Annotated in this window: 15 protein-coding genes; 6 read left to right on the top strand and 9 right to left on the bottom strand. The window is 40.4% G+C overall.

Annotation, left to right across the window (positions count from 1 at the left end):
* The first annotated feature begins 50 nt into the window (after window positions 1-50).
* The 3 genes from AWW68_RS15915 (at window position 51) to AWW68_RS15905 (ending at window position 8664) form a co-directional block, all read left to right on the top strand.
* A complete protein-coding gene (locus AWW68_RS15915; RefSeq protein WP_068223135.1) occupies window positions 51-3059 on the top strand; it encodes a T9SS type A sorting domain-containing protein in 3009 nt (1002 codons plus the stop codon).
* 242 nt (window positions 3060-3301) lie between these two features.
* A complete protein-coding gene (locus AWW68_RS15910; protein ID WP_068223128.1) occupies window positions 3302-5386 on the top strand; it encodes a T9SS type A sorting domain-containing protein in 2085 nt (694 codons plus the stop codon).
* 290 nt (window positions 5387-5676) lie between these two features.
* The gene (locus tag AWW68_RS15905) at window positions 5677-8664 is read left to right on the top strand and encodes a T9SS type A sorting domain-containing protein (protein WP_068223125.1); all 2988 of its coding nucleotides are present in this window, start codon (window positions 5677-5679) and stop codon (window positions 8662-8664) included.
* Here AWW68_RS15905 and AWW68_RS15900 read toward each other — a convergent pair.
* Together AWW68_RS15900 and trpS are read right to left on the bottom strand one after the other, a co-directional pair.
* Window positions 8661-9185 (bottom strand): hypothetical protein, encoded by a 525-nt coding sequence (locus AWW68_RS15900; RefSeq protein WP_157717679.1) that lies wholly within the window; start codon window positions 9183-9185, stop codon window positions 8661-8663. The genes AWW68_RS15905 and AWW68_RS15900 overlap by 4 nt on opposite strands.
* A gap of 54 nt (window positions 9186-9239) precedes the next feature.
* Window positions 9240-10211 carry a tryptophan--tRNA ligase gene (gene trpS / locus AWW68_RS15895; RefSeq protein ID WP_068223119.1) on the bottom strand — a complete coding sequence of 324 codons (972 nt, stop codon included), beginning with the start codon at window positions 10209-10211 and terminating at the stop codon, window positions 9240-9242.
* A 95-nt stretch (window positions 10212-10306) separates the two neighbouring features.
* Between trpS and AWW68_RS15890 the strand changes: the two genes are divergently transcribed.
* From AWW68_RS15890 to ppk2 (AWW68_RS15880), 3 genes are all read left to right on the top strand, one after another.
* Window positions 10307-11350: a DUF1573 domain-containing protein gene (locus tag AWW68_RS15890; RefSeq protein ID WP_068223114.1), complete on the top strand. Its 1044-nt coding sequence runs from the start codon at window positions 10307-10309 to the stop codon at window positions 11348-11350.
* A 98-nt stretch (window positions 11351-11448) separates the two neighbouring features.
* Window positions 11449-12348, top strand: coding sequence for a polyphosphate kinase 2 (gene ppk2, locus AWW68_RS15885; protein WP_068223111.1), 900 nt, complete (start codon window positions 11449-11451; stop codon window positions 12346-12348).
* The gene (gene ppk2, locus AWW68_RS15880) at window positions 12348-13136 is read left to right on the top strand and encodes a polyphosphate kinase 2 (protein ID WP_068223109.1); all 789 of its coding nucleotides are present in this window, start codon (window positions 12348-12350) and stop codon (window positions 13134-13136) included. Before ppk2 (AWW68_RS15885) ends, ppk2 (AWW68_RS15880) begins: the two co-directional genes overlap by 1 nt.
* Here ppk2 (AWW68_RS15880) and AWW68_RS15875 read toward each other — a convergent pair.
* The 7 genes from AWW68_RS15875 to AWW68_RS15845 all read right to left on the bottom strand — a co-directional run bounded on the left by AWW68_RS15875 (window position 13105) and on the right by AWW68_RS15845 (window position 20980).
* Window positions 13105-13803 (bottom strand): pseudouridine synthase, encoded by a 699-nt coding sequence (locus tag AWW68_RS15875; RefSeq protein ID WP_068223107.1) that lies wholly within the window; start codon window positions 13801-13803, stop codon window positions 13105-13107. The genes ppk2 (AWW68_RS15880) and AWW68_RS15875 overlap by 32 nt on opposite strands.
* A 123-nt stretch (window positions 13804-13926) precedes the next feature.
* Window positions 13927-14127: a YwbE family protein gene (locus AWW68_RS15870; protein ID WP_068223096.1), complete on the bottom strand. Its 201-nt coding sequence runs from the start codon at window positions 14125-14127 to the stop codon at window positions 13927-13929.
* A complete protein-coding gene (locus tag AWW68_RS15865; protein ID WP_068223091.1) occupies window positions 14127-14465 on the bottom strand; it encodes a n-acetylglutamate synthase in 339 nt (112 codons plus the stop codon). Before AWW68_RS15865 ends, AWW68_RS15870 begins: the two co-directional genes overlap by 1 nt.
* Window positions 14466-14663: 198 nt before the next feature.
* Entirely contained in the window at window positions 14664-15068 is a 405-nt protein-coding gene (locus tag AWW68_RS15860; RefSeq protein ID WP_068223088.1) for a hypothetical protein, read from the bottom strand.
* Between the two features lie 256 nt (window positions 15069-15324).
* Window positions 15325-15681: a VOC family protein gene (locus AWW68_RS15855; RefSeq protein WP_245660256.1), complete on the bottom strand. Its 357-nt coding sequence runs from the start codon at window positions 15679-15681 to the stop codon at window positions 15325-15327.
* A gap of 86 nt (window positions 15682-15767) precedes the next feature.
* Window positions 15768-18032: an aconitate hydratase gene (locus tag AWW68_RS15850; protein ID WP_068223085.1), complete on the bottom strand. Its 2265-nt coding sequence runs from the start codon at window positions 18030-18032 to the stop codon at window positions 15768-15770.
* Between the two features lie 167 nt (window positions 18033-18199).
* Window positions 18200-20980, bottom strand: a complete 2781-nt coding sequence (locus AWW68_RS15845) for a bifunctional aconitate hydratase 2/2-methylisocitrate dehydratase (RefSeq protein ID WP_068223075.1) — start codon at window positions 20978-20980, stop codon at window positions 18200-18202.
* Window positions 20981-21064 lie beyond the last annotated feature (84 nt).

The following is a 21064-nucleotide window of genomic DNA, read 5'->3' as shown; positions in this document are numbered from 1 at the left end:
ATAGTGCGGTTCGTATGTAGGCCTTACTCAACCAAATGTTCACCTAGACTATGAGATTCTATTTTTTAGGATTTTTACTGCTTGCAGTTACTTTTTCTAACGTTTATGGTCAGGCTACCTTCCAATCGGCTAGTGGTGGTAGCTGGAATTCATCTTCCCGATGGACACCATTAAGCGGCTCTGATGCTGACGGTATTCCCGACTCTAATGACAACATAGTACTGCAATCTGGTCATACCATCAGTATAAACTCAAACTACTCTGTTAGTAACGTAATCTTCAATGGTGGTGGTTTTAGCTTTAGTGGTGGTACTAGAACGTTGACAATTCTTAATGATGTCTATGTTTATGCAAACTCTAGTATATCAGGTTACAGTGCCAATCAGGTAATTACAGTTCAAGGAGGTTTAACCGTGCTCGGTGGTACACAACTCAGTATACCATCAATTACCTTTTCAGTAAATGGAAGTGCTACCTTAGAGGGACAGCTCTCTATAAGTGGAAATTCAAGAACACTCAATTTTGGTGATGTAGATATTACGGGAACAGGTGTCTTAAGTCTGTCGGGAGGAAACACCTATAATTTTAATGGCGACCTCAATAATGATGGTACGTTCACTGCTAATTCATACAACCAGATATTTAACTTTAATAGCTCTTCTGGAGTAATCTCTGGGTCGAATGAGATAAACATTTTTGAAGCTAATTTCAATTCTCCAGCCAATTATACCAACAATTCGGTGCTTACCATTAGAGATAATATGTCTGGTACAGGTTCTTTTACTAATGGAAATGGTGCAGAGCTTACCCTGACTAATGGAGGACCATTTACGGTTTCTACATTTAATGCTGCCGCTACAGGAAACACTATTATCTACACTGGTTATGGATCTCCTACAGGCTTTACTGGCTCATATTATAACCTTGTTTTAAACAAGTCTAGCGGTACTCTTGGTTTTAGTGGTTCGCCCTCTATTCTAAATGATTTAACCATTCAAGATGGTATATTTCAGGTAGGTGCTGTCACCGTAAACATTGGCAATAACCTTAATTTGGAAGATGGTGAGTTCACTCCAGACAATGCCTCAGGTGTAACTAATATTGGAGGCAATCTCAATATCTCTGGCGGAGAGTACGATCATAACAGTGGAACAGTAAACGTAACTGGAAACTTAGAAATGACTGGAGGCGATATTCTCTTCAGTGGAGGAAGTTCTACCATAGATATTTCGGGCGATTTTAATTTCAATGGAGGAACACCAAACCTGCAGGGAGGAGACTTTATTACGAATAACCTCTATGTTGCTTCCGGTAATGAAATATTTATTAATGGAATTAATTTAACCGCTTCTGGTCAGGTTGAGCTAGACGGGACAATGACTTTCAATAATACCGGTGGTTCTAAACTAATAGGTAGTGTTTTGGTAAATGCCACAGGTAACTGGAATGTAACCCAGCCAAACAACGTGACCATCAGTGGAAACATTACTAACAATGGAGTTTTTACGGCTGACCCGGGCTATGGTACTAGTGTTTATACACTTACCAGTGCGAGCGGTATCCTAAGTGGTAGCGGTGATCTTAACATTAGGGATTTAGTAATCAATAGTCCAGCGAGTTATACCAATGAAACCACGCTGAGTGTAGCAAATACTTTTACTGGTTCAGGAACATTTACCAATGGTGCAGGGGCAACTTTTGTGTATTCTGGCAATAACAGCAGCGGTACTAATTTTACAGTTTCAAACTTTGATGCATCTGCTGTGGGTAATACGGTGGTGTATGCTGCTTTGACTTACAATCAGCAATGGAGAACTACTAGTTCGGCCAATAATGATTATTACAATGTTACCATTGAAACTAACACCGGAGATTATCAGAGTATAAACTTGGCAGCCGATGTTAGGGTTAATGGTACTCTGAATATAGTGGAGGGTTTTGTTCAATTGGGCTCTTTCGATTTAGAAATGGCCGCTGGTGCAACTATTACTGGTGGAGACGATTCTAACTACATCAGAATTAATGGAAGCGGTGTAGTAAGGCAGTACTTTTCTTCTGTGGGTAGTACTTTAAGCTTTCCTATTGGAGATAGTAACGATTACTCCCCAATCACATCGTTTACAGTGAATTCGGCTACTTTAGGTGCCAACCCATATGTTGAGTTAGATATTACTGATGCTAACCACCCGAATAGGAGTACAGGCAATATTGGTGCGGGAGGAAATGATGATGGAGTAACAGCAACAGACTATATCTCTAGGTATTGGACACTCACGGGCAATGACATGACCAACCCATCTTTCAATGTCAGTTATCAGTATATAGATGGTGATATTACAGGTACAGAGGCTAATATGATTGCCGTACTTTATGGTCAGCCTCCAGGAGAAACCTTTTTCGATTGGAAAGATGCAGGTTCGGTTAATGCAGTAAACAATACAGCAACTATAACCAATGGTAACTACTGGGGAGATTTATATGCCATGGATAACAGGCTAGATCGATTGCCAGTAGACCTTATCAGCTTTACAGTAAAAGATTCGCCCTCTACCGTAATTCTTAATTGGTCAACGGCCAATGAGGAAAACAACAACTACTTTTCAGTAGAAAGGTCTTCAGATGGTGTCAACTTTGTTGAAATTGGAACTGTAAAGGGCGCTGGTAATTCTAATAACCTCCAGACGTATTTGTTCGAAGATTTAAACCCGCTTAACGGAAGGTCTTATTATAGATTGAAGCAAATAGACTACGGAGGACAATTTGACTATTCACAATTGGTGGCTATTTCTCATAAGTCATTTAACGAGCCTTCTTTTAGTGTATATCCTAACCCTGTTCTTTCTGGTGAAAGTGTCAACTTGAAATTAGAAGGTATGCCTAAGGATGCCAACTGCACAATACAGATTGTAGGTAGAGGCGGGGAAGTAGTTTGGCAGAGTAGCCATTCATTTGCTGAGTCGCAAGAATTGCAGGTAAATAACCTTACTTCTGGTATCTATATTGTAAGAGCAACAAGTAACTCAGGCTTTGGTGTTACTCAAAAATTAATAGTCAGATAGACCCTGGCTTGGCGATCTGATTTTTCGAATTTCTTGAATTTTTTTTCTGTCAATTTTCTGTATTGAGTCGGACAGTTTTTGCATGCAAAAAGCGTCATATTTGATGTAAGTGTTTTTGATTGTAACTATCTGTTATTCAATTAGTTTTATGATGTCTTGCATAAGTAAATGAACTCGGCCTATTTTGGTTGAAAATTCATTTTCACCTCATGTCCTCAACTACTTTTAATAGGTGCACTTGCATGATTTTTTTTGTCCTTGCAAGTGGGTTTTCTGTCTTTGCTCAAACCTTTACAAGCGTCCAAACTGGTGACTGGGACGATACCGATACTTGGGGCACCACTGGAATTACTGATGACTACCCTGCCTTTGGAGATGAAGTAACAATAACCTCAAATCATGTAATATCTATTAATGCCTTGGCCCAAGCAGGCGCAGTATCAATTGAAGGCTCGGCATCCATTATATTAAACAATACACTCATTGTTTCTAATTTAGAAATGTCAGGAACTAGCTCTATATCTGGTTCCGGTAGCTTGAGTTCTTTTGGCAATTTTTCCATACCCTCAGGTACCGTCTCAATTAACGGAGGAAGCATTTCTTCTACCGGTATTTCGCTTGGCTCAGCCAGTCTTACCATAGGGGCTGCATCTCTAAATGTTACAGGAAATACCTCAATTTCAGGAATAATCACCTTTACGAGTAGTACAGGCACCAAAGAGTTTAGAAACGTGATTGTTAATGCAGGAGGCACATGGAATAACACAAGCACTGAGTCTTTTACTACGAGAAATATCACTAATAATGGCACTTGGAATGGCTGTGGCAATACTACAGATTGTAGCTATACCATAAGCGGAACTAGAATTATAAGTGGAGCTAATGAGATATCCATTCCTATACTCATTGTTAATGGAACAGTTAGCAACACCGCTGTACTCGAAATAACTAATCAGTTATCGGGAACTGGTACGCTTAGAAATGGTAGTGCAGCAATAAGCGGCACATTAGAATTTAACGGTGATGGGCCTTTTACCATTGCCACACCAGATTTTTCGACATTTATGAACACTGTAGCCTATACCGAAGCAGGCAGTGTAACGGCAATAGCTACTACTTACAGGAATTTAACCATCAATAAATCGGCCAATGAGGTTAGTCTAGGAGGGCAAACAACTGTGTCAAATAACCTGACACTGAGTCATGGTAATTTGGTTCTTGGGGCTCATAATTTGATACTTACAGAAGCAGCTTCGCCAACTGATGCAAGTTTAGCAAGCTTTATTCAAGATACTGGAGCGGGTGTAGTAAGGCGTGAGGTTTCAGCAACTGGTATTCCACTCTATGTTCCAATAGGGGGCAATAATTTCTCTCCAATTACATTGACACTTAATGAAGCAACTTTTGGTGCTAGCCCGTCAGTTGATTTTTCAATAACCGATTCAGCTCATCCTCAACGAGATAGGGATAATCGTGGTGATTCACCAGCTGGAGATGATGATGGAACGGTATCTACCGACTATCTGGATGTATATTGGACCGTTGCAGGCAATGATATATCATCGCCCGTATTTACAGCAGAATACACTTATGATGCTTCTGACTTCTCTCAAACTACCGAAAGCAACTTAGTACCTGCTCTATATAGGAGTGTAGGAGGAACACTAGATTGGTTGGCTGTTGGCTCAGTAAATGCTACCAATAATACAGTGAGTATGGATAGTGGCGATGGTTTCGGAGACCTTTATGCTATGGATAATACCTTAGAAAGGCTTCCTGTTCACCTCATCAGTTTTGCTGGCAAACCTTCCAAAAAATCTGTGGTACTTAATTGGGTTACCGCCTCAGAAGAGAACAATAATTACTTTGAGGTAGAGAGGTCTTTAGATGGTATTTCTTTTGAAAAGATAGGGGAGGTGACAGGCGTTGGTAATAGCTCTAGTATTCAGAACTACAGATTTATCGACCGATTCCCTTTAAGTGGGAGGTTATATTATAGACTTAGGCAAGTAGATTTTAATGGCACTTTTGAGTACTCTGAAGTTATATCCGTAACCTTTGAAGGTCTTGAAAGTGCTTTGCATTTATCAATATTCCCCAATCCTGTTCATACCAATCGAATAGTAAGCATTGGTTTAAATGCTGATGCAATAGGTCAGCCATTTATACTAAAAGTCCTCAGCCTCAATGGTGAAGAGCTTATAAATAGAAGTCTAGAGTCAAACACTGATTTAGAACTCGATTTGTCTAGTTTCAAACCCGGTTTGTACTTGGTTCATGCTCTTTTCAATGGTGAGCGACTTTCTAAAAAGCTTTTAATCAATTAAGTTTTTCACATACCAGTTTATCAAAGGTAACGCTAGGTTGTATCTCAAATCTGGGAAGGGTTGACATTCTTTAATCCCAATCTCTTGCCAAAGGTATTGTTTTATCTGTCTCATATTCAGTTGGTTAAAGTCTTGTATTGGGCCGTGAATCTTCTTTTTATAATTGCTTAATATGGATATGAATAACGTTTTTTTTCATTCGAATTAAATTATTCTACATTTGTAACACTCAACACGACTGCTATAAAGTTCAGAAGACTTAGTTCTATCTACCCAAAGTTAGATTGTCAATGCGGATACTTTTAGTTGGTTGTTTTATACTCACTTGTCATTTTGTTTGTGCTCAAGGTACTTTTACTAGTGCCAATTCCGGATCTTGGACGGACCCTGGTAGTTGGACATTAGTAGGTACAGATAGTGATGGCAATAATTACCCAGACGGTAATGATAACGTAATTATCAACGGGCATGCAATTACCGTAAGCAGTACTGAGGCTACTTCTACTCTTGAACTTGCCACAGGTATTGTAGAGTTTTCTGGTGCAGCAGCACAACTTAATGTAAGGGGTACATTATCGTCTAGTGGAGCCTCTGAAGTTACAGGCACAAGTACAAATCATAGGTTGGTTATAGTGAATAATGGCACCACAGTGTTGGGAAACATCAGTGTTAATGGAGGAACCTTCACTTTAGATGGTGCTAGACTAACCAATAATGGTGAATTGACTGTTGCAGATGGTGCTACTTTTTTGATTGATGATAGCACAGCGCCTACAGTAGTGGCAAATCATTTGTTTACCGATATCGACATAAATAGTAATGGCACATTCCAGAATAATGATGCGATACAAATTATCATAAGAGGCACCATTACTAATAATGGTACTTTTAACGGCTGTGGTGATGATTCATGCAACTACACCTACAATGTTGCTGGTAGTTTTGTGGTGGATGGAACAACTACAGTGAATATGCCTAGAGTTTTGGTTTATAACGGTGCTACCTTGACTAATCAAGGGTTGATCTCCACCATTGATTTACTCGGAAATGGAGTTGGGGTAAACACATTTGTAAATGAAGGAACCTTAACTGTTAATACCTCCGGTACAATAGATGAAGCAGATTTGGTATTAGATTTTGATGCTGTAGGTAATACACTCGTTTATGAAGGAAGTACCACAGAGCAGTTGTTTTCATCTACTTTTTACAATGTAGAAGTGAATTTAGAAGATGGAACGCTTATCAATCTGAACAATGGTGTAAGCTCAACCATTAATAACAATCTGACAGTAACCAGTGGTGATGCTCGAATTATAAATTCAGCTAATACCTTAACTGTACTTGGTAATTTGAGCATAGAGGGTGATGGAAGTTTCTTTATGAATACTACTAGTGTAGGGGAAGGAATTAGTATCACAGGTGATTTTGATGTTTCTAGTACCAATGCTACCGCTGTAGACTTAAATAATGGCACCATTACGTTTACTAATATGACCATCACCAATGGAGCCGATGTTTTTACTGGTGTAGCAGATTTAACAAGTATGGGTACTATTACTGTTACCAATGGAAGTGTAAATCCAGACGGTACAGCCACCCCAACTTTCAATAATATTTTGGTAGAAGCCAATGGATCTTGGCTCTCTACATCGGTTTATGACCCAACTATTACTGGCAACATCACCAATAATGGAACTTTCACAGCTTGCCTCAATACATCAGGTTGTGACTATACCCTTACTAGTGGATCTGGTACTCTAGGTGGCTCAAGCACCATTAGTAATATGGCGAACATTTTTCTGAATGATGGAGCTAGCTACACTAACGAAAACACAAGTGCAGGTGGAATTCAGGTAGGAACAGGCATTCAAACTACTTCAGGTGCAGGGTCTTTTATCAATGGCGCAAATGCCACTTTAGATTATTCAGGCACTTTGGCGAACTTTTCGGTTACCAATTTTACCGCCTCGGCAGCTGGTAATACTGTAATATTTAGTCGACCAGATGCCAATCAGAGCTTGAGAGCAACCGCAGACGCAAATAATGAATATGTTAATGTAACCATCAACAAGGCAGATGGATTCGATGTAATATTGGACGATAATATTACTGTTTCTGGTACGCTTACCCTCACGGCTGGAGATGTTCAGTTGAATGCCTTCGATTTGACTTTAGCTGATGGAGCTACAGTATCTGGAGGAAATAGCACCAGTTACATCAAGTTGAATGGCGCGGGTTTACTAAACCAAGAGTATTCGGCTGTAGGAGCTACACTGTCTTTTCCTATTGGAGATGTTGATGATTTTTCTCCTATAAATTCGCTCACATTGCATTCCGCCACTTTAGGAGCTAGTCCAAGTATAGAGTTTGACATTACCGATGCGGCCAATAGTAACCGGGATGTAGATAATACTGGCGCTGGTGGAGATGATGATGGTACTGCGGCTACTTCGTTTTTGTCAAGATTTTGGACACTCACACCAACCGATATTTCTGATGTAACCTTCAGTGCATCTTATACTTATGTAGATGCTGATGTAGCTGGGGCTACTGCTAATGAAGCTGAGCTAGTAGGTAGCGTGTATAGAACGCCAATAGGAGAGGGCTTTTTGGATTGGTCAGTAGAGGAGGCTGTAAATGCAACATCCAATTTGGTGACAGTTTCTAATGTAAGCTCTACTGCTTTAGGAGTTTTGTATGCTATGGATAATACCCTTGAAAGATTGCCAGTAGAGCTCCTGAGCTTTACGGCAATTACCAGACTTCAAGAGGTTGTTCTGAATTGGGAAACCACTTCGGAAGAAAATAATAGTCATTTTACCATAGAGCGCTCTGCAAATGGAATATCGTTTCAGTCTATCGGTGAATTGGAAGGTAAAGGCAATAGTTCAGAGCTAATTAGTTATTCTTTTATCGATGAATTTCCACTCACCGGAAGAGCTTATTACAGGTTGAAACAGGTAGATTTTAGTGGCGCCTTTGAGTATTCAGAGGTCATTTCTGCAGTTTATGATGGAGCAGTAAATTACAATTTTAGGTTGTTCCCTAATCCTGTGAATAGTGGTGGAGAGCTAACTCTAAGTTTTGAACGCACTCAGACCAATAGCGAGGTCGTAAAGTGGCAACTACTAAGTATAACTGGTGAACAACTGATTGAACAAGTGGGGAGTGATAAGGAGTATATTATCGATACGTCTAAATTATCTCTGGGTGCTTACTTGGTAAGGGTTGTTTACTCAGACGGCCGAGTAGACAGTCAACGATTAGTTGTTAATTAATAATCTGAATTGCAGATTGTTATAGATTTTTCGCCAGAAAGGTAAGCCGAGTTTTGGTCGGCATTTAGACCAATGTTAGTAGAACCCAATATCTCATCTTTCATTGGTCCTGAAGCTTCGAAGTGAATTTTAATACTTCCATCGAAAGTAAGGAGATCTGAATAACTTATGGTAGATCCGTTCTCTAGCTCATTCAAGATTGTAGAGCTCTTGCCAACACCGTCTCTTTCTTCTATCGGGTTAAGTAAAGTGGCAATGTTACCATCATCAGCAAGACTTCCGAAATGTAAGTGAACGGGGTGATTAGCATTGTTAATCACTCCGTTTAATGTTATTTCCACTTGAGCTGCCCCACCTTTTCTTTCTTTTATAAGGAGTGTTCCATTGGTTTGATTACCATTTACGGCACCGGGAATCATCTCCATTTCAACTTCGTTTCCAGTAAACTCTGCATCTTCAGCATCTGAGCTACATGCGAAAACAAAAGCCGATAAAAGGATAAGGGCGAATAGCTGCTTCATAGGTTTGGCATTTAACCCTAATATAACGGAGAAACCGTGCAAATGGTGCATAAATTAGGCAAAACCTATCGCCTTTTTCACTCGCTCTAAAACATCTTTGGCAACATCACGTGCTTTTTCTTCACCAATAGATAGTTCTTTTTCTAGCTCGTCTAGGTTGTTCATATAATCGTTGAAGAGCGCGCGTTCTTTAGCGAATTTCTCTACAATCAATTCATAAAGTGCCTGCTTGGCATGACCATAGCCATAGTTTCCACCCAAATAATTCTTGCGCATTTCTTCAGTTTGCTCTTCAGAGGCAAGCAAAGAATATAAAGCGAAGGTGTTATCTGTATCTGGGTTTTTAGGTTCTTCAAGCGGAGTACTGTCACTGACAATCTTCATGATGTTCTTTCTAAGAGGCTTGTCTGCCTGAAAAATGTCAATAGTATTGCCGTAAGACTTACTCATCTTTTGGCCATCTATGCCCGGAATGGTCATTACATTTTCATCGATTCTCGCCTCAGGCATTACAAACACATCGCCATATTGGTGGTTGATGGTGTTGGCAATGTCGCGCGTCATTTCTAAGTGCTGTTTTTGGTCTTTACCAACAGGTACCACATTTGCGTCATAAAGCAAAATGTCGCAGGCCATTAAAACAGGGTAGGTAAACAAGCCTGCATTTACATCGGCTAGTCTATTGGACTTGTCTTTAAAGCTATGCGCATTGGCCAACATGGGAAAAGGCGTATAGCAGTTCAGATACCAAGCCAATTCACAAACCTGAGGAATACGAGATTGTCGGTAGAAAGTGTTTTTCTGAGTATCGAAACCAAAGGCAAGCCAAGCAGCGGCTACTGCATTGGTGTTTTCTATTCTTGTTTGTGGGTCTTTGATGGTGGTTAAGGAATGCAGGTCTGCGATGAAAAAGAAAGACTCGTTCTTATCGTCTTTCGATAGTTCTACAGCTGGTTTAATGGCACCGAGAATGTTTCCCAAATGCGGTTTTCCAGAACTTTGTATACCAGTAAGAATTCTTGCCATTGATAAAATTTTGGGCAAATTAAATAAAACTGACAGGCTCAAATCAAACTTAGTTCGTTTAATTTTGACCAAACGAGGAATAAAGAAGGGAATTGATGATTAGAAGCTGTATTGTATTGTTTTCATTGCTTTTTGCTCTTGGAGTGAATGCTCAAGAATTGGAGTTTGTAGATCTTGGAGTTGCAGAAGGTGAATTTAAGGAGATTAGCAAAGAAGTAGAGTGGTTCAATAGGTCTGATAGGAGTGTTCAGGTTAAGCTGGTCAGTAAGAATGACGCCCTGAAAACCGAAAGGAAGAGTATAACTATTAAAGCTGGTGCTAAAGCTAAAATCCGCTATTCCATAGAACTTTCACAATCACCAGGCTATTTCGAATATGAGCTTCAACTTGTAGGAAGGGAAGATGTATTGTTGTATGGTTTTCAATTCGGACTGCAAATACTAGCTCCTGAAGTAGATGTTTTTAAAGCATACCGAAACACTCAGTGGCCTTTTCGAACCAAAGAAAGAATTTTCAACCTCAAGGCGGGCTATAAGCAAGACACGCTTAGTAGTACCTTCGATGTTTACAATCTTGGCGGTGCAGATTTAGACCTGTCTGAGGTAAAGGTTAGCGATAGCGTTTGGGTGAAATTTGAACCCAAAACCATTAAGCATAATCAATTTGGCCGAATGACAATTTCAATGCTGCCATCTGAGAGTGCACCATCTGGTTTTCAAAAGATGAGTATTGGATTAAAAAACGATGATAAAGTGTTCGCTCACTTACCTATTCAATTCACTCTGTTACCACCAAAACAGCTTAACCAGAGTGAAGTAGTATCGGGGAGTCCAACTATTACCACTAGTATTATTAATCATGATTTTAGGGTGATGAAAGTGGGAGAGGTAGAATCTGTTCAGGTGGTATTGGCCAATTTGGGTAAAGGAGAGCTTCAGATTGAGCGCTTAGAATCTAACTGCGATTGTCTCACCTATGAGCTGCAAGAAAAAGTATTGTCATCGGGTAACAACACCATGCTCACTGTTACTTTTAACGCAAATAATAGACTTGGTTTGGAACGCAAAACACTGGCAATTTTTAGTAATGATCCGGCCAACCCTACATTAGTACTTACGTTTAGGGCACATGTGAAATAAGCAATGAGTAAATGAAAATCCATTACCATTCTATAATCTTAGAATAGGGCTTTTCTTTATCATTATTTTCTATCTTAGTTGCCCCTGAACAGACAAGTATGAGTGAGTTTTTAATCACAGACGATTCCATAAAAAATACCCTCGATTCAGACAAGAGGCTTACAAATGCAGACTTTAGCAAGATTAAGAGCCGAGCAGATCTTGAGGCTGTTTTTCAAGAGCGAGGGAGAGACTACAGTAAAGCACTTTTCAATATAGAATATGAACGCCAGCTAGAACAATTACAGATTGAGTTGGTAAAATGGCAGCGTTGGATTGCAGATACGCAACAACGGGTAGCTATAATATTTGAAGGCAGAGATGCAGCTGGAAAAGGGGGCTCTATTAAGCGGTTTATCGAACACATGAATCCACGTTCTTTACGCGTAGTGGCATTGAACAAACCTACAGATTTAGAGAAAAAGCAGTGGTATTTCAGGCGTTATATTAAGGAGCTGCCAAATGCTGGTGAGATTGTTTTCTTCGATAGAAGCTGGTACAATAGGGCCGTAGTTGAGCCAGTGATGGGCTTCTGTAGTGAAGAGCAATATCAGCAGTTTATGCGCCAAGTGCCTGAGTTTGAACACATGCTTTTTGAAGATGGTGTTCATGTTATAAAGCTTTGGTTCTCAATCAATAAAGAGGAGCAAAGCAGGAGGTTTGACGATAGAAGAAGTAACCCACTAAAGCAGTGGAAGTTAAGTCCGGTAGACGAGAAAGGGCAAGAAATGTGGGAAAGGTATACCTACTATAAAGAACAAATGTTCGCCCATACGCATACCACTTTTAGTCCTTGGACAATTATTAAAACCAATAAGAAGAAAATCGCTCGTTTGGAAAGTATTAGGCACGTATTATCCAAGTTTGAATATGACGGTAAGGAAAATGCGAATACCACAGTTTTGCCAGACCCTAATGTTGTCATGAGGTTTCACCGTTCAATCTATCACTTGGTATAATGGATAAGAAGTTTTTCTTTTCAGATAAGGAGCTTAAGCTCTTGAATACAAATAAGGCCATCAAGTTATTGTTGGCTCAAGAAGACAATATCAATCCAGAGAAAGTTCTGCGTTACGTTCGATATGAGAAAACTTTGGAAGATTTGCAGGTTGAGTTAATCAAAATGCAACAGTGGGTTATCAAGAATAATAAAAGAGTTTGTCTCTTGTTTGAAGGACGCGATGCTGCAGGAAAGGGTGGAGCTATTCGTAGGGTTACTCACCATTTAAATCCTAGAAATTATAGGGTAGTTGCTTTACCTAAGCCTACTGAGCAAGAAAGAGGTCAATGGTATTTTCAACGCTACATCAATAAGCTTCCTAACCCTGGAGAGGTTGTGTTATTCGACCGTAGCTGGTATAACCGTGGCGTTGTAGAGCCTGTAAATGGCTTCTGTAGCCAAGAGGAGTATGAGCGTTTTATGAGCGAAGTAAATCACTTCGAAGAAATGATAACCAACGATGGTGTCATTCTAATGAAATTCTATTTCTCAATTACTAAGAAGGAACAGGCGGCTAGGTTTGAAGATATTGCCTCTAATCCATTAAAGCGATGGAAAATGTCTCCGGTAGATGAGGTGGCGCAAGAGCTTTGGGATACTTATACAGAGTACAAAGAGCGCATGTTTGCCCACACTAACACAGAGAAGAATCCATGGATTATACTTAGGGCGAATAGAAAGACAACGGCCAGGGTAGCCGTAATCAAGCATATTCTTAAGCGGATTCCTTATAAGGAGAAAGCTTAAGTGTTGCTAGCATCCGTTTGAATTCATCGCTAGGTTCAGCATTTACACTAATCCTTTCATTATTGATAGGATGATTGAATTCAAGTTGCTGAGCATGCAATAGCATGGTGCCCATATTCCACTTTTCCAGAAAGAGCTTATTTTGCTTGTTACAGCCATGCGGTCTGTCACCAATAATAGGATGAAGGATATGGGCGAAGTGCTTTCTCAGCTGATGCATTCTGCCGGTTTCTGGCTTGGCTTCCACTAACGAATACCTAGAGGTAGCATGCTTTCCGAAGGGCACAGGTATTTCAGTTCTATCTAAGGTTTTATAGTGAGTGATAGCCTCCTGTGTTTTCCCCTTATCGTTAGTTAGGGCATAGTCTATTGTGTCTTCATCATCTGAGTACCCTCGTAAAATCGACCAGTAGGTTTTAGACACCGTGTGATCTTCGAATTGCTTCATAAGGTTTGTAATCACTTCCTTATTTAAAGCAAACAGCAAAACACCTGAAGTTTTTCTGTCTAATCTATGAACCAGGTAAACGTGTTGGTTTATCTGATTCCTCAGCTCTTGCACAGCATAAGTATCGGTATTGGTAGCAATAGGGGAGCGATGTACAAGCAGGCCGTGGGGTTTGTTGATGGCGATGAGATCAGCGTCTTGGTAGAGGATTTCGAGCATTTAGAAAGTATTGTGTCTTGAGTAATGCGTGATGCGTAATGAGACTTTTGAGTTTGGCTTAAGACCTACCTGTTAATTAACATTCAAACTTTGCACTCAATAAAACTAAACATTCATCATTCATCATTCATCATTCAATACTTCTTTGACTCTCCCCACCTGGCCGTCTTCAAGCCGTACTTTGATGCCATGCGGATGGGAGGGAGACTTCGTAAGTAAATCCTTTACAAAGCCATGGGTAAGTTTACCAGTTCTCTGGTCTTGTTTGAGCACAATGTTTACTTCTGTACCCGGTTTGATATCTGCTCTTCTTGTTCCGTCCATTATATTTCTTCTAAAATTGAGGAGCCTTTCGTCAGGTCTCCCGATGTCCACTGCCAGTTTTCATGTAGTCTGATCTTCCCGTTAGGAAGAATTTCAGGAGTGGAAGTACACTTACCTGTCTTTTGCTCTAGTTTGGTGTTCACCTGAGTGTAGTTCATCTCAATCACACCATTCTCATCAACAGTACCTTCCAACCAGCCTTCCAGAATTTTACCACCAAAGTACTGACAAACGAGTTGATTCCCTTCCTGTTTGTAATGAAAGACCAAATCTCCAGAAACCTCTCCATTCGGTGAGTTCTCAATGGCTCTAAATCGTTTGTCGTTGTAGTTGATCATTTGTTAACGGTCTGGCTATACGCAGTGTGGGATTGAGAAGCTAATCTTCAAACTTAGCACTGAGGTGAGCCAAACACCTTTTGTGTTTTTAATTTATTCAAATAAAACGGCAAACGTGAGTTTGGCGTTGGGTAAGTGCTGTGTTCTAAGTTACTGCCAATTGAAGCATTGAGTATAGGTCATGTTGTAGCCAGTAATTTATTTTAGTTCAAGTTCATAGTCCTTTCCAATAACCTCGAAAACCGTATCATACGTACGAAATACAAAGTGTTTGTAAGAGTTGTCAATTTTCCCAATATGCATTTCTTTGTCTTCCTTAATCATCTTGGCAACTTGCTCTGAATTTACGATTAAGTCAAAAGAGGATTCGTAGTCAATTTCATCATAGTCGAGTTCAATCATTTTAAACAAATGGACTGAATTGAAAGTGATTCGGTATCCTTTATTGGTGTTGTTGTCTAAGTTGCTACAAAGAGTTCCGTTAAACTCACCGCTTAGTTCAAAAGTGGACTCGTTTACGACATTTACATTGTCAAGATAGATTGCATCTCGTCCCCAAATCTTTCCTACTGAAGTGATTATTGGCACTATTCTCTGAATCATTCTCTAATTGGCTACAACGTATGCTAACGCTCATAAAAGTGAGCGATATATTTCCAGTAAATTACAAAAAGTGAGCGTTAGCCAGCTAATATGTGGTGTATAACGCTCACTTTTTAATTCAACATTTAAAAGACTAAAGACTCTTCACCTCACTAATCAACTTCTCCAATGAGTCCTTCGCATCTCCAAAGAGCATACGGTTTTTGAAGTGGAAGAAGTGATTGTTTTCAATGGCTTTAAAGACATTTGATCGTCCCTAGTCTTCTGACCAAATAGCCAACTCATTACCTGCTGGGTCGGTGAAATGAAAACGTCTGCCTCCGGGAAAGGAGAAGATATCTTTAACAATAGTGCCACCATTAGCCTTTACGGTTTCTAGTACGTATTCAAGGTTGCTGTGATATAAAACCACCAAAGCTCCGTTTACGATAGGTTCTTCAGATTTTTCAAAACCGCCCTCTAGTCCACTTTCATTGAATGCAACATAGTCCTGTCCATAATCTGTGAATTTCCAACCAAAGGTTGATGAATAGAATTTTTTAATAGCTTCAAGGTCTTTGGCTTTTAGCTCGATGTAGTTAATGCGGTTGTCTTGCATATGCTTTGTTTTCATCAAAGCTATATTAATGAAAAAAGCCCGATTCATTGAATCAGGCTTTCTAATATCTGTAGTCTGACGTCTACAGTCTAAAATCTACTCTATGACTTATTCTGCTCCTTAATCAAGTTCAAGGCAGAACCAGCTCTGAACCAACCAATTTGTGCTTCATTGTAAGTATGGTTCGCTTTGATGATGTCTTTAGAGCCATCGGCATGAACAAACTCTAAAGTCAAAGGCTTATCTTCTGCAAACTGATCTAAATCGAGGAAGTTGATTGTATCGTCTTCTTGAACTTTGTCGTAATCGGCTTCATCGGCAAAAGTAAGACCGAGCATACCTTGTTTCTTCAAGTTAGTTTCGTGAATTCTCGCGAAAGACTTCACTAAAACTGCCTTAACACCTAAGTGTCTTGGCTCCATGGCAGCATGCTCTCTAGAAGAACCTTCTCCATAGTTATGGTCTCCCACAACGATTGAAGGAATCCCTTCAGCTTTATATTGACGGGCTGTTGCAGGCACAGGACCATATTCGCCTGTCAATTGGTTTTTCACCTTGTTGGTTGACTGATTGTATGCATTGACTGCACCGATCAAACAGTTGTCCGAAATATTGTCTAAGTGACCTCTGAATCTTAACCATGGACCTGCCATAGAAATGTGGTCGGTTGTACACTTTCCAAAAGCTTTGATCAAAAGTTTCGCTCCGGTAATATTCTTCCCATCCCAAGGTTCGAAAGGAGTCAATAATTGTAAGCGCTTAGAGTCTGGCTTCACTATTACTTCCACATTACTTCCATCAGAAGCAGGGGCTTGATAACCATTTTCTTCAACCGCAAAACCTTTAGAAGGAAGTTCATCACCCACTGGTGGATCAAGTTTCACTTGCTCACCTTTCTCGTTGGTTAGGGTGTCTGTGATAGGGTTGAAGCCTAAATCTCCAGAGATTGCAATAGCTGCTACCATTTCTGGAGAAGTCACAAATGCATGCGTATTTGGGTTTCCATCTGCTCTTTTAGAAAAGTTTCTATTGAAAGAGTGTACAATGGTGTTTACTCTATTATTGTCACCTGTTCTTTCCCACTGGCCGATACATGGTCCGCAAGCATTGGTGAAGATAGTTGCATCCAAATCTTCAAAGATTTGAAGCATTCCGTCTCTTTCTGCGGTATATCTAACTTGCTCAGAACCTGGGTTGATACCGAAGTCAGCTTTAGTTTTTAATCCTTTTTCTACCGCTTGTTTGGCAATAGAAGAAGCTCTAGACAAGTCTTCGTAAGAAGAGTTGGTACAAGAACCAATCAGTCCCCATTCAACTTTAGTAGGCCAGCCGTTTTTCTCAGCTTCTTCTCTCATTTGAGAAACAGGAGTGGCTCTATCTGGGGTGAAAGGGCCGTTTACATGAGGTTCTAATGTACTGAGGTCAATTTCAATAACCTGATCGAAATATTCCTCAGGATTGGCATAAACCTCATCATCACCAGTAAGGTGTTCTCTTACAGTGTTCGCCAAATCGGCCACATCAGCTCTGTCTGTAGCGCGAAGGTAGCGCTCCATTGAATCGTCATAACCGAAAGTTGAAGTAGTAGCACCAATTTCGGCACCCATGTTACAGATAGTACCTTTACCTGTAGCCGACATGCTTTTGGCTCCTTCGCCAAAGTATTCTACAATACAGCCAGTTCCACCTTTAACAGTTAGGATTCCGGCAACTTTAAGAATAACGTCTTTCGGAGCAGTCCAACCGTTCATTTTCCCGGTCAACTTTACACCAATGAGTTTTGGGAATTTAAGCTCCCATGGCATTCCAGCCATTACGTCAACCGCATCAGCACCACCAACACCAATGGCAACCATTCCTAGTCCACCAGCATTTACGGTATGCGAATCGGTACCAATCATCATTCCACCTGGGAATGCATAGTTTTCGAGCACTACTTGGTGAATAATACCAGCCCCAGGTTTCCAGAATCCGATTCCGTATTTGTTAGAAACCGACTCCAGAAAATTGAATACTTCACCAGAGGCAGTTAATGAATGTCTTAGGTCTTGTTCGGCACCTTGCTTAGCTAAAATCAGGTGATCACAGTGTACAGTAGAAGGAACAGCCGCGGTTGGCTTTCCTGCTTGCATAAACTGCAAAAGTGCCATTTGCGCTGTAGCATCCTGCATGGCTACTCTATCTGGAGCGAAATCTACATACGACTTACCTCGTTCGTAAGAGGTTGTGGCATCTCCGTCCCAAAGGTGGGAGTACAGGATTTTTTCAGAAAGGGTAAGTGGTTTTTTTACAGTATTTCTAGCTGCTTCAATTCGAGAAGGCATTTTCTCGTAAACAGCCTTAATCATATCAATGTCAAAGGCCATGGACTATTTTTTTGGTTTTTGGTTTAAAAAACGAACGACTCAAAAATTAGCTTTTTTTGTCTGCATGGGCAAAAAAATGTATCGCCCATACAGACAACTAACAAACTCGCACTAAAAAGTGTTCGAAACGTACGCTTTTTAAATATAATAGCCTTTGCTCGAACCTATTAGCTAGCTGTTAAAAGCTTAGATGAAGGTTTGAATTTGGTTAATTCAATTCCTTCAACAGCTTTTTCATATTCTTCAATTGTAGGTGTTCTACCTAAAATAGTAGAGAGCACTACAACTGGTGTTGAAGATAATAAAGATTCACCTTTCTTCTCTTCAGAATCTTTCACCACTCTACCTTGGAATAGTCTGGTAGATGTAGCCATAACAGTATCGCCAGGAGCTGCTTTTTCTTGGTTACCCATACATAGGTTACAACCAGGACGCTCTAGATAAAGCATGTTTTCATAGCTAGTTCTAGCGGCAGCCTTAGGGTTGTTGTCGTCAAACTCAAAACCAGAGTATTTTTGAAGCACTTCCCAATCGCCTTCTGCTTTCAGCTCATCTACAATGTTGTAAGTAGGAGGGGCCACTACTAAAGGAGCTTGGAAGGTTACGTTTCCTGTTTGACTTTCTATGTTTTTAAGCATTTGAGCCAAAATTTTCATGTCACCCTTGTGAACCATACAAGAACCCACAAAACCAAGGTCTATCTTCTTCTGACCTCCGTAGTAAGACAATGGTCTGATGGTGTCGTGCGTATAGCGCTTAGAAACATCGTCATTGTTTACATCTGGGTCGGCAATCATTGGCTCGCCAATCTCATCCAGATCAACCACTACTTCAGCATAGTATTTTGCATTGCTGTCAGGCCTCAAAGCAGGTTTTTCACCCGATCTGATTTCTGCAATTCTCTTGTTTGCTTTGTCGATCAAGCCTTGAAGCACTTGCTTCTCATTGTCCATACCCTTTTGGATCATGATTTCCATACGGGATTTAGCAATCTCTAGCGATTCGATTAAGGTTTCATCTTCTGAAATACAGATAGAAGCTTTTGCCTTCATCTCTGCAGTCCAGTCGGTGAAGGTGAAGGCTTGGTCTGCTGTAAGCGTACCAATGTGCACCTCAATAACTCTACCTTGGAATACGTTTTCTCCGCCAAATTGCTTCAGCATTTGTTGCTGCGTAGCATGTACTACATCACGGAAGTCCATGAAGCTTTTCATGCTCCCTTTGAAGGTCACTTTTACAGACTCAGGAATAGGCATAGAAGCTTCACCAGTTGCCAAAGCTAGGGCTACAGTACCTGAGTCGGCACCGAAAGCCACACCTTTAGACATTCTAGTGTGAGAGTCACCTCCAATAATAATTGCCCAATCATCTATAGTGATGTCATTCAGTACTTTGTGAATTACATCGGTCATTGAATGGTACTTGCCTTTAGGGTCACGTGCGGTGATTAGGCCAAACTCATTCATAAACTTCATCAGTTTAGGGATGTTCGCTTGAGCCTTCTTGTCCCAAACTGAAGCAGTATGACAGCCCGACTGATAAGCCCCATCTACAATAGGAGAGATGACAGTGGCAGCCATAGATTCAAGCTCTTGAGAGGTCATTAGCCCCGTAGTATCCTGAGAGCCTACAATGTTTACTTCAACTCTAGTGTTCGAACCTGCATGAAGTACTTTACCTGGCGTGTTGCCTACAGCGTTTTTGTTGAAGATTTTTTCAACGGCTGTAAGTCCTTGGCCTTCGTGAGAAATTTCTTTTGATGGAGCGTAAACTACAGGTGCTTCAACATTCAAAGTCTTAGCAGCGAAAGACTGGAGTTTTTTACCAAATACAACGGCATAAGAACCGCCTGCTTTAATAAACTCCATCTTTTGAGGAGTTAGAGCAGAAGAGATATCCATTAGCTCTTCATCACCCTTATAGAGTTTCTTGGTTTTTGTGTCGATGGTCAGAACCGTACCAGTTTCTACAGAATAAGTCTGTTCCAACACTGGTTCGCCATCAGCGTCTACTACCGTATTGCCATCAGCATCTTTCTTCTTTACCCAGTTTTTAAGGTCTATACCAATTCCACCTGTTACGCCAACAGTTGTCAAGAAGATAGGAGCTACGCCATTTGTTCCACCAATGATCGGTGCGATGTTAATGAATGGTACATACGGGCTTGCCTGAATACCAGTCCAAAGGGCTACGTTGTTTACGCCTGACATTCTAGAAGAACCAACACCCATGGTACCTTTTTCGGCCACTAACATTACTCTTTTATCAGGGTGCTCAGCCTTAAGGGCTTTCAGCTCTTCTTGCATTTCTTTGTTGTGCTCGAAAATACATTGACCGTGTAGCTCTCTGTCAGATCTAGAGTGCGCATCGGCACCAGGAGAAAGCAGGTCGGTAGAGATATCTCCAGTTCCTGCAATGAAAGTTACGATCTCAATTTTTTCAGGAACATCTGGTAATTGAGTGAAAAACTCTGCCTGAGAGTAGCTTTCAAGAATGCCTTTGGCAATAGTATTACCGTTTTTATAGGCTTGTTCTAGTCTTTCGGTATCGGCTTCGTAAAGGAATACCTGAGTTTTAAGCACTTTAGCAGCCTTTTCTGCAATGGTTTGGTCGTTACCTAAAGCTAAGTCTAATAGTACTTTTACCGAAGGTCCACCCTTCATATGAGAAAGCAATTCGAAAGCGAAATCTGGTGTAATTTCAGCAACTTCCGATTCGCCTAAAATGATCTCCTTTAAGAAGTCTGATTTTACCTTAGCGGCAGGGGTGGTGCCTGGTAGGGTATTGTATATGAAGAACTGCAGTGAATCTGCTCTATGTTCGTTATTTGTATCTTTTATTTGGGTGATGATTTCACTCAATAACTCACTTTCATCAATAGGTTTTGGGTGTAACCCAGCTTGTTTTCTTTCTTCAATCTCCTTGATGTAATCCTGATAGGTTGTCATTTAGGCAATGGTTTAAATCTTGTATTTAGATTTCTTATCTCAATCTCTCTTTTTTAGCTATAAGGCTAAAAGAGAGCATTATTT

The sequence above is a fragment of the Roseivirga spongicola genome (assembly GCF_001592965.1).
GTDB classification, from domain to species: Bacteria; Bacteroidota; Bacteroidia; order Cytophagales; family Cyclobacteriaceae; genus Roseivirga; species Roseivirga spongicola.
This window is presented reverse-complemented; position numbering and strand designations above follow the sequence as displayed.

What these genes read in the sequence shown, in the direction of transcription:
- AWW68_RS15890 (WP_068223114.1), top strand. Translation starts at nt 10,307, where the DNA reads ATGATTAGAAGCTGTATTGTATTGTTTTCATTGCTTTTTGCTCTTGGA.
- AWW68_RS15860 (WP_068223088.1), bottom strand. Translation starts at nt 15,068, where the DNA reads ATGATTCAGAGAATAGTGCCAATAATCACTTCAGTAGGAAAGATTTGG.
- AWW68_RS15875 (WP_068223107.1), bottom strand. Translation starts at nt 13,803, where the DNA reads ATGCTCGAAATCCTCTACCAAGACGCTGATCTCATCGCCATCAACAAA.
- AWW68_RS15915 (WP_068223135.1), top strand. Translation starts at nt 51, where the DNA reads ATGAGATTCTATTTTTTAGGATTTTTACTGCTTGCAGTTACTTTTTCT.
- AWW68_RS15905 (WP_068223125.1), top strand. Translation starts at nt 5,677, where the DNA reads ATGCGGATACTTTTAGTTGGTTGTTTTATACTCACTTGTCATTTTGTT.
- AWW68_RS15850 (WP_068223085.1), bottom strand. Translation starts at nt 18,032, where the DNA reads ATGGCCTTTGACATTGATATGATTAAGGCTGTTTACGAGAAAATGCCT.
- ppk2 (WP_068223111.1), top strand. Translation starts at nt 11,449, where the DNA reads ATGAGTGAGTTTTTAATCACAGACGATTCCATAAAAAATACCCTCGAT.
- trpS (WP_068223119.1), bottom strand. Translation starts at nt 10,211, where the DNA reads ATGGCAAGAATTCTTACTGGTATACAAAGTTCTGGAAAACCGCATTTG.
- ppk2 (WP_068223109.1), top strand. Translation starts at nt 12,348, where the DNA reads ATGGATAAGAAGTTTTTCTTTTCAGATAAGGAGCTTAAGCTCTTGAAT.
- AWW68_RS15910 (WP_068223128.1), top strand. Translation starts at nt 3,302, where the DNA reads ATGATTTTTTTTGTCCTTGCAAGTGGGTTTTCTGTCTTTGCTCAAACC.
- AWW68_RS15870 (WP_068223096.1), bottom strand. Translation starts at nt 14,127, where the DNA reads ATGGACGGAACAAGAAGAGCAGATATCAAACCGGGTACAGAAGTAAAC.
- AWW68_RS15900 (WP_157717679.1), bottom strand. Translation starts at nt 9,185, where the DNA reads ATGAAGCAGCTATTCGCCCTTATCCTTTTATCGGCTTTTGTTTTCGCA.
- AWW68_RS15855 (WP_245660256.1), bottom strand. Translation starts at nt 15,681, where the DNA reads ATGAAAACAAAGCATATGCAAGACAACCGCATTAACTACATCGAGCTA.
- AWW68_RS15865 (WP_068223091.1), bottom strand. Translation starts at nt 14,465, where the DNA reads ATGATCAACTACAACGACAAACGATTTAGAGCCATTGAGAACTCACCG.
- AWW68_RS15845 (WP_068223075.1), bottom strand. Translation starts at nt 20,980, where the DNA reads ATGACAACCTATCAGGATTACATCAAGGAGATTGAAGAAAGAAAACAA.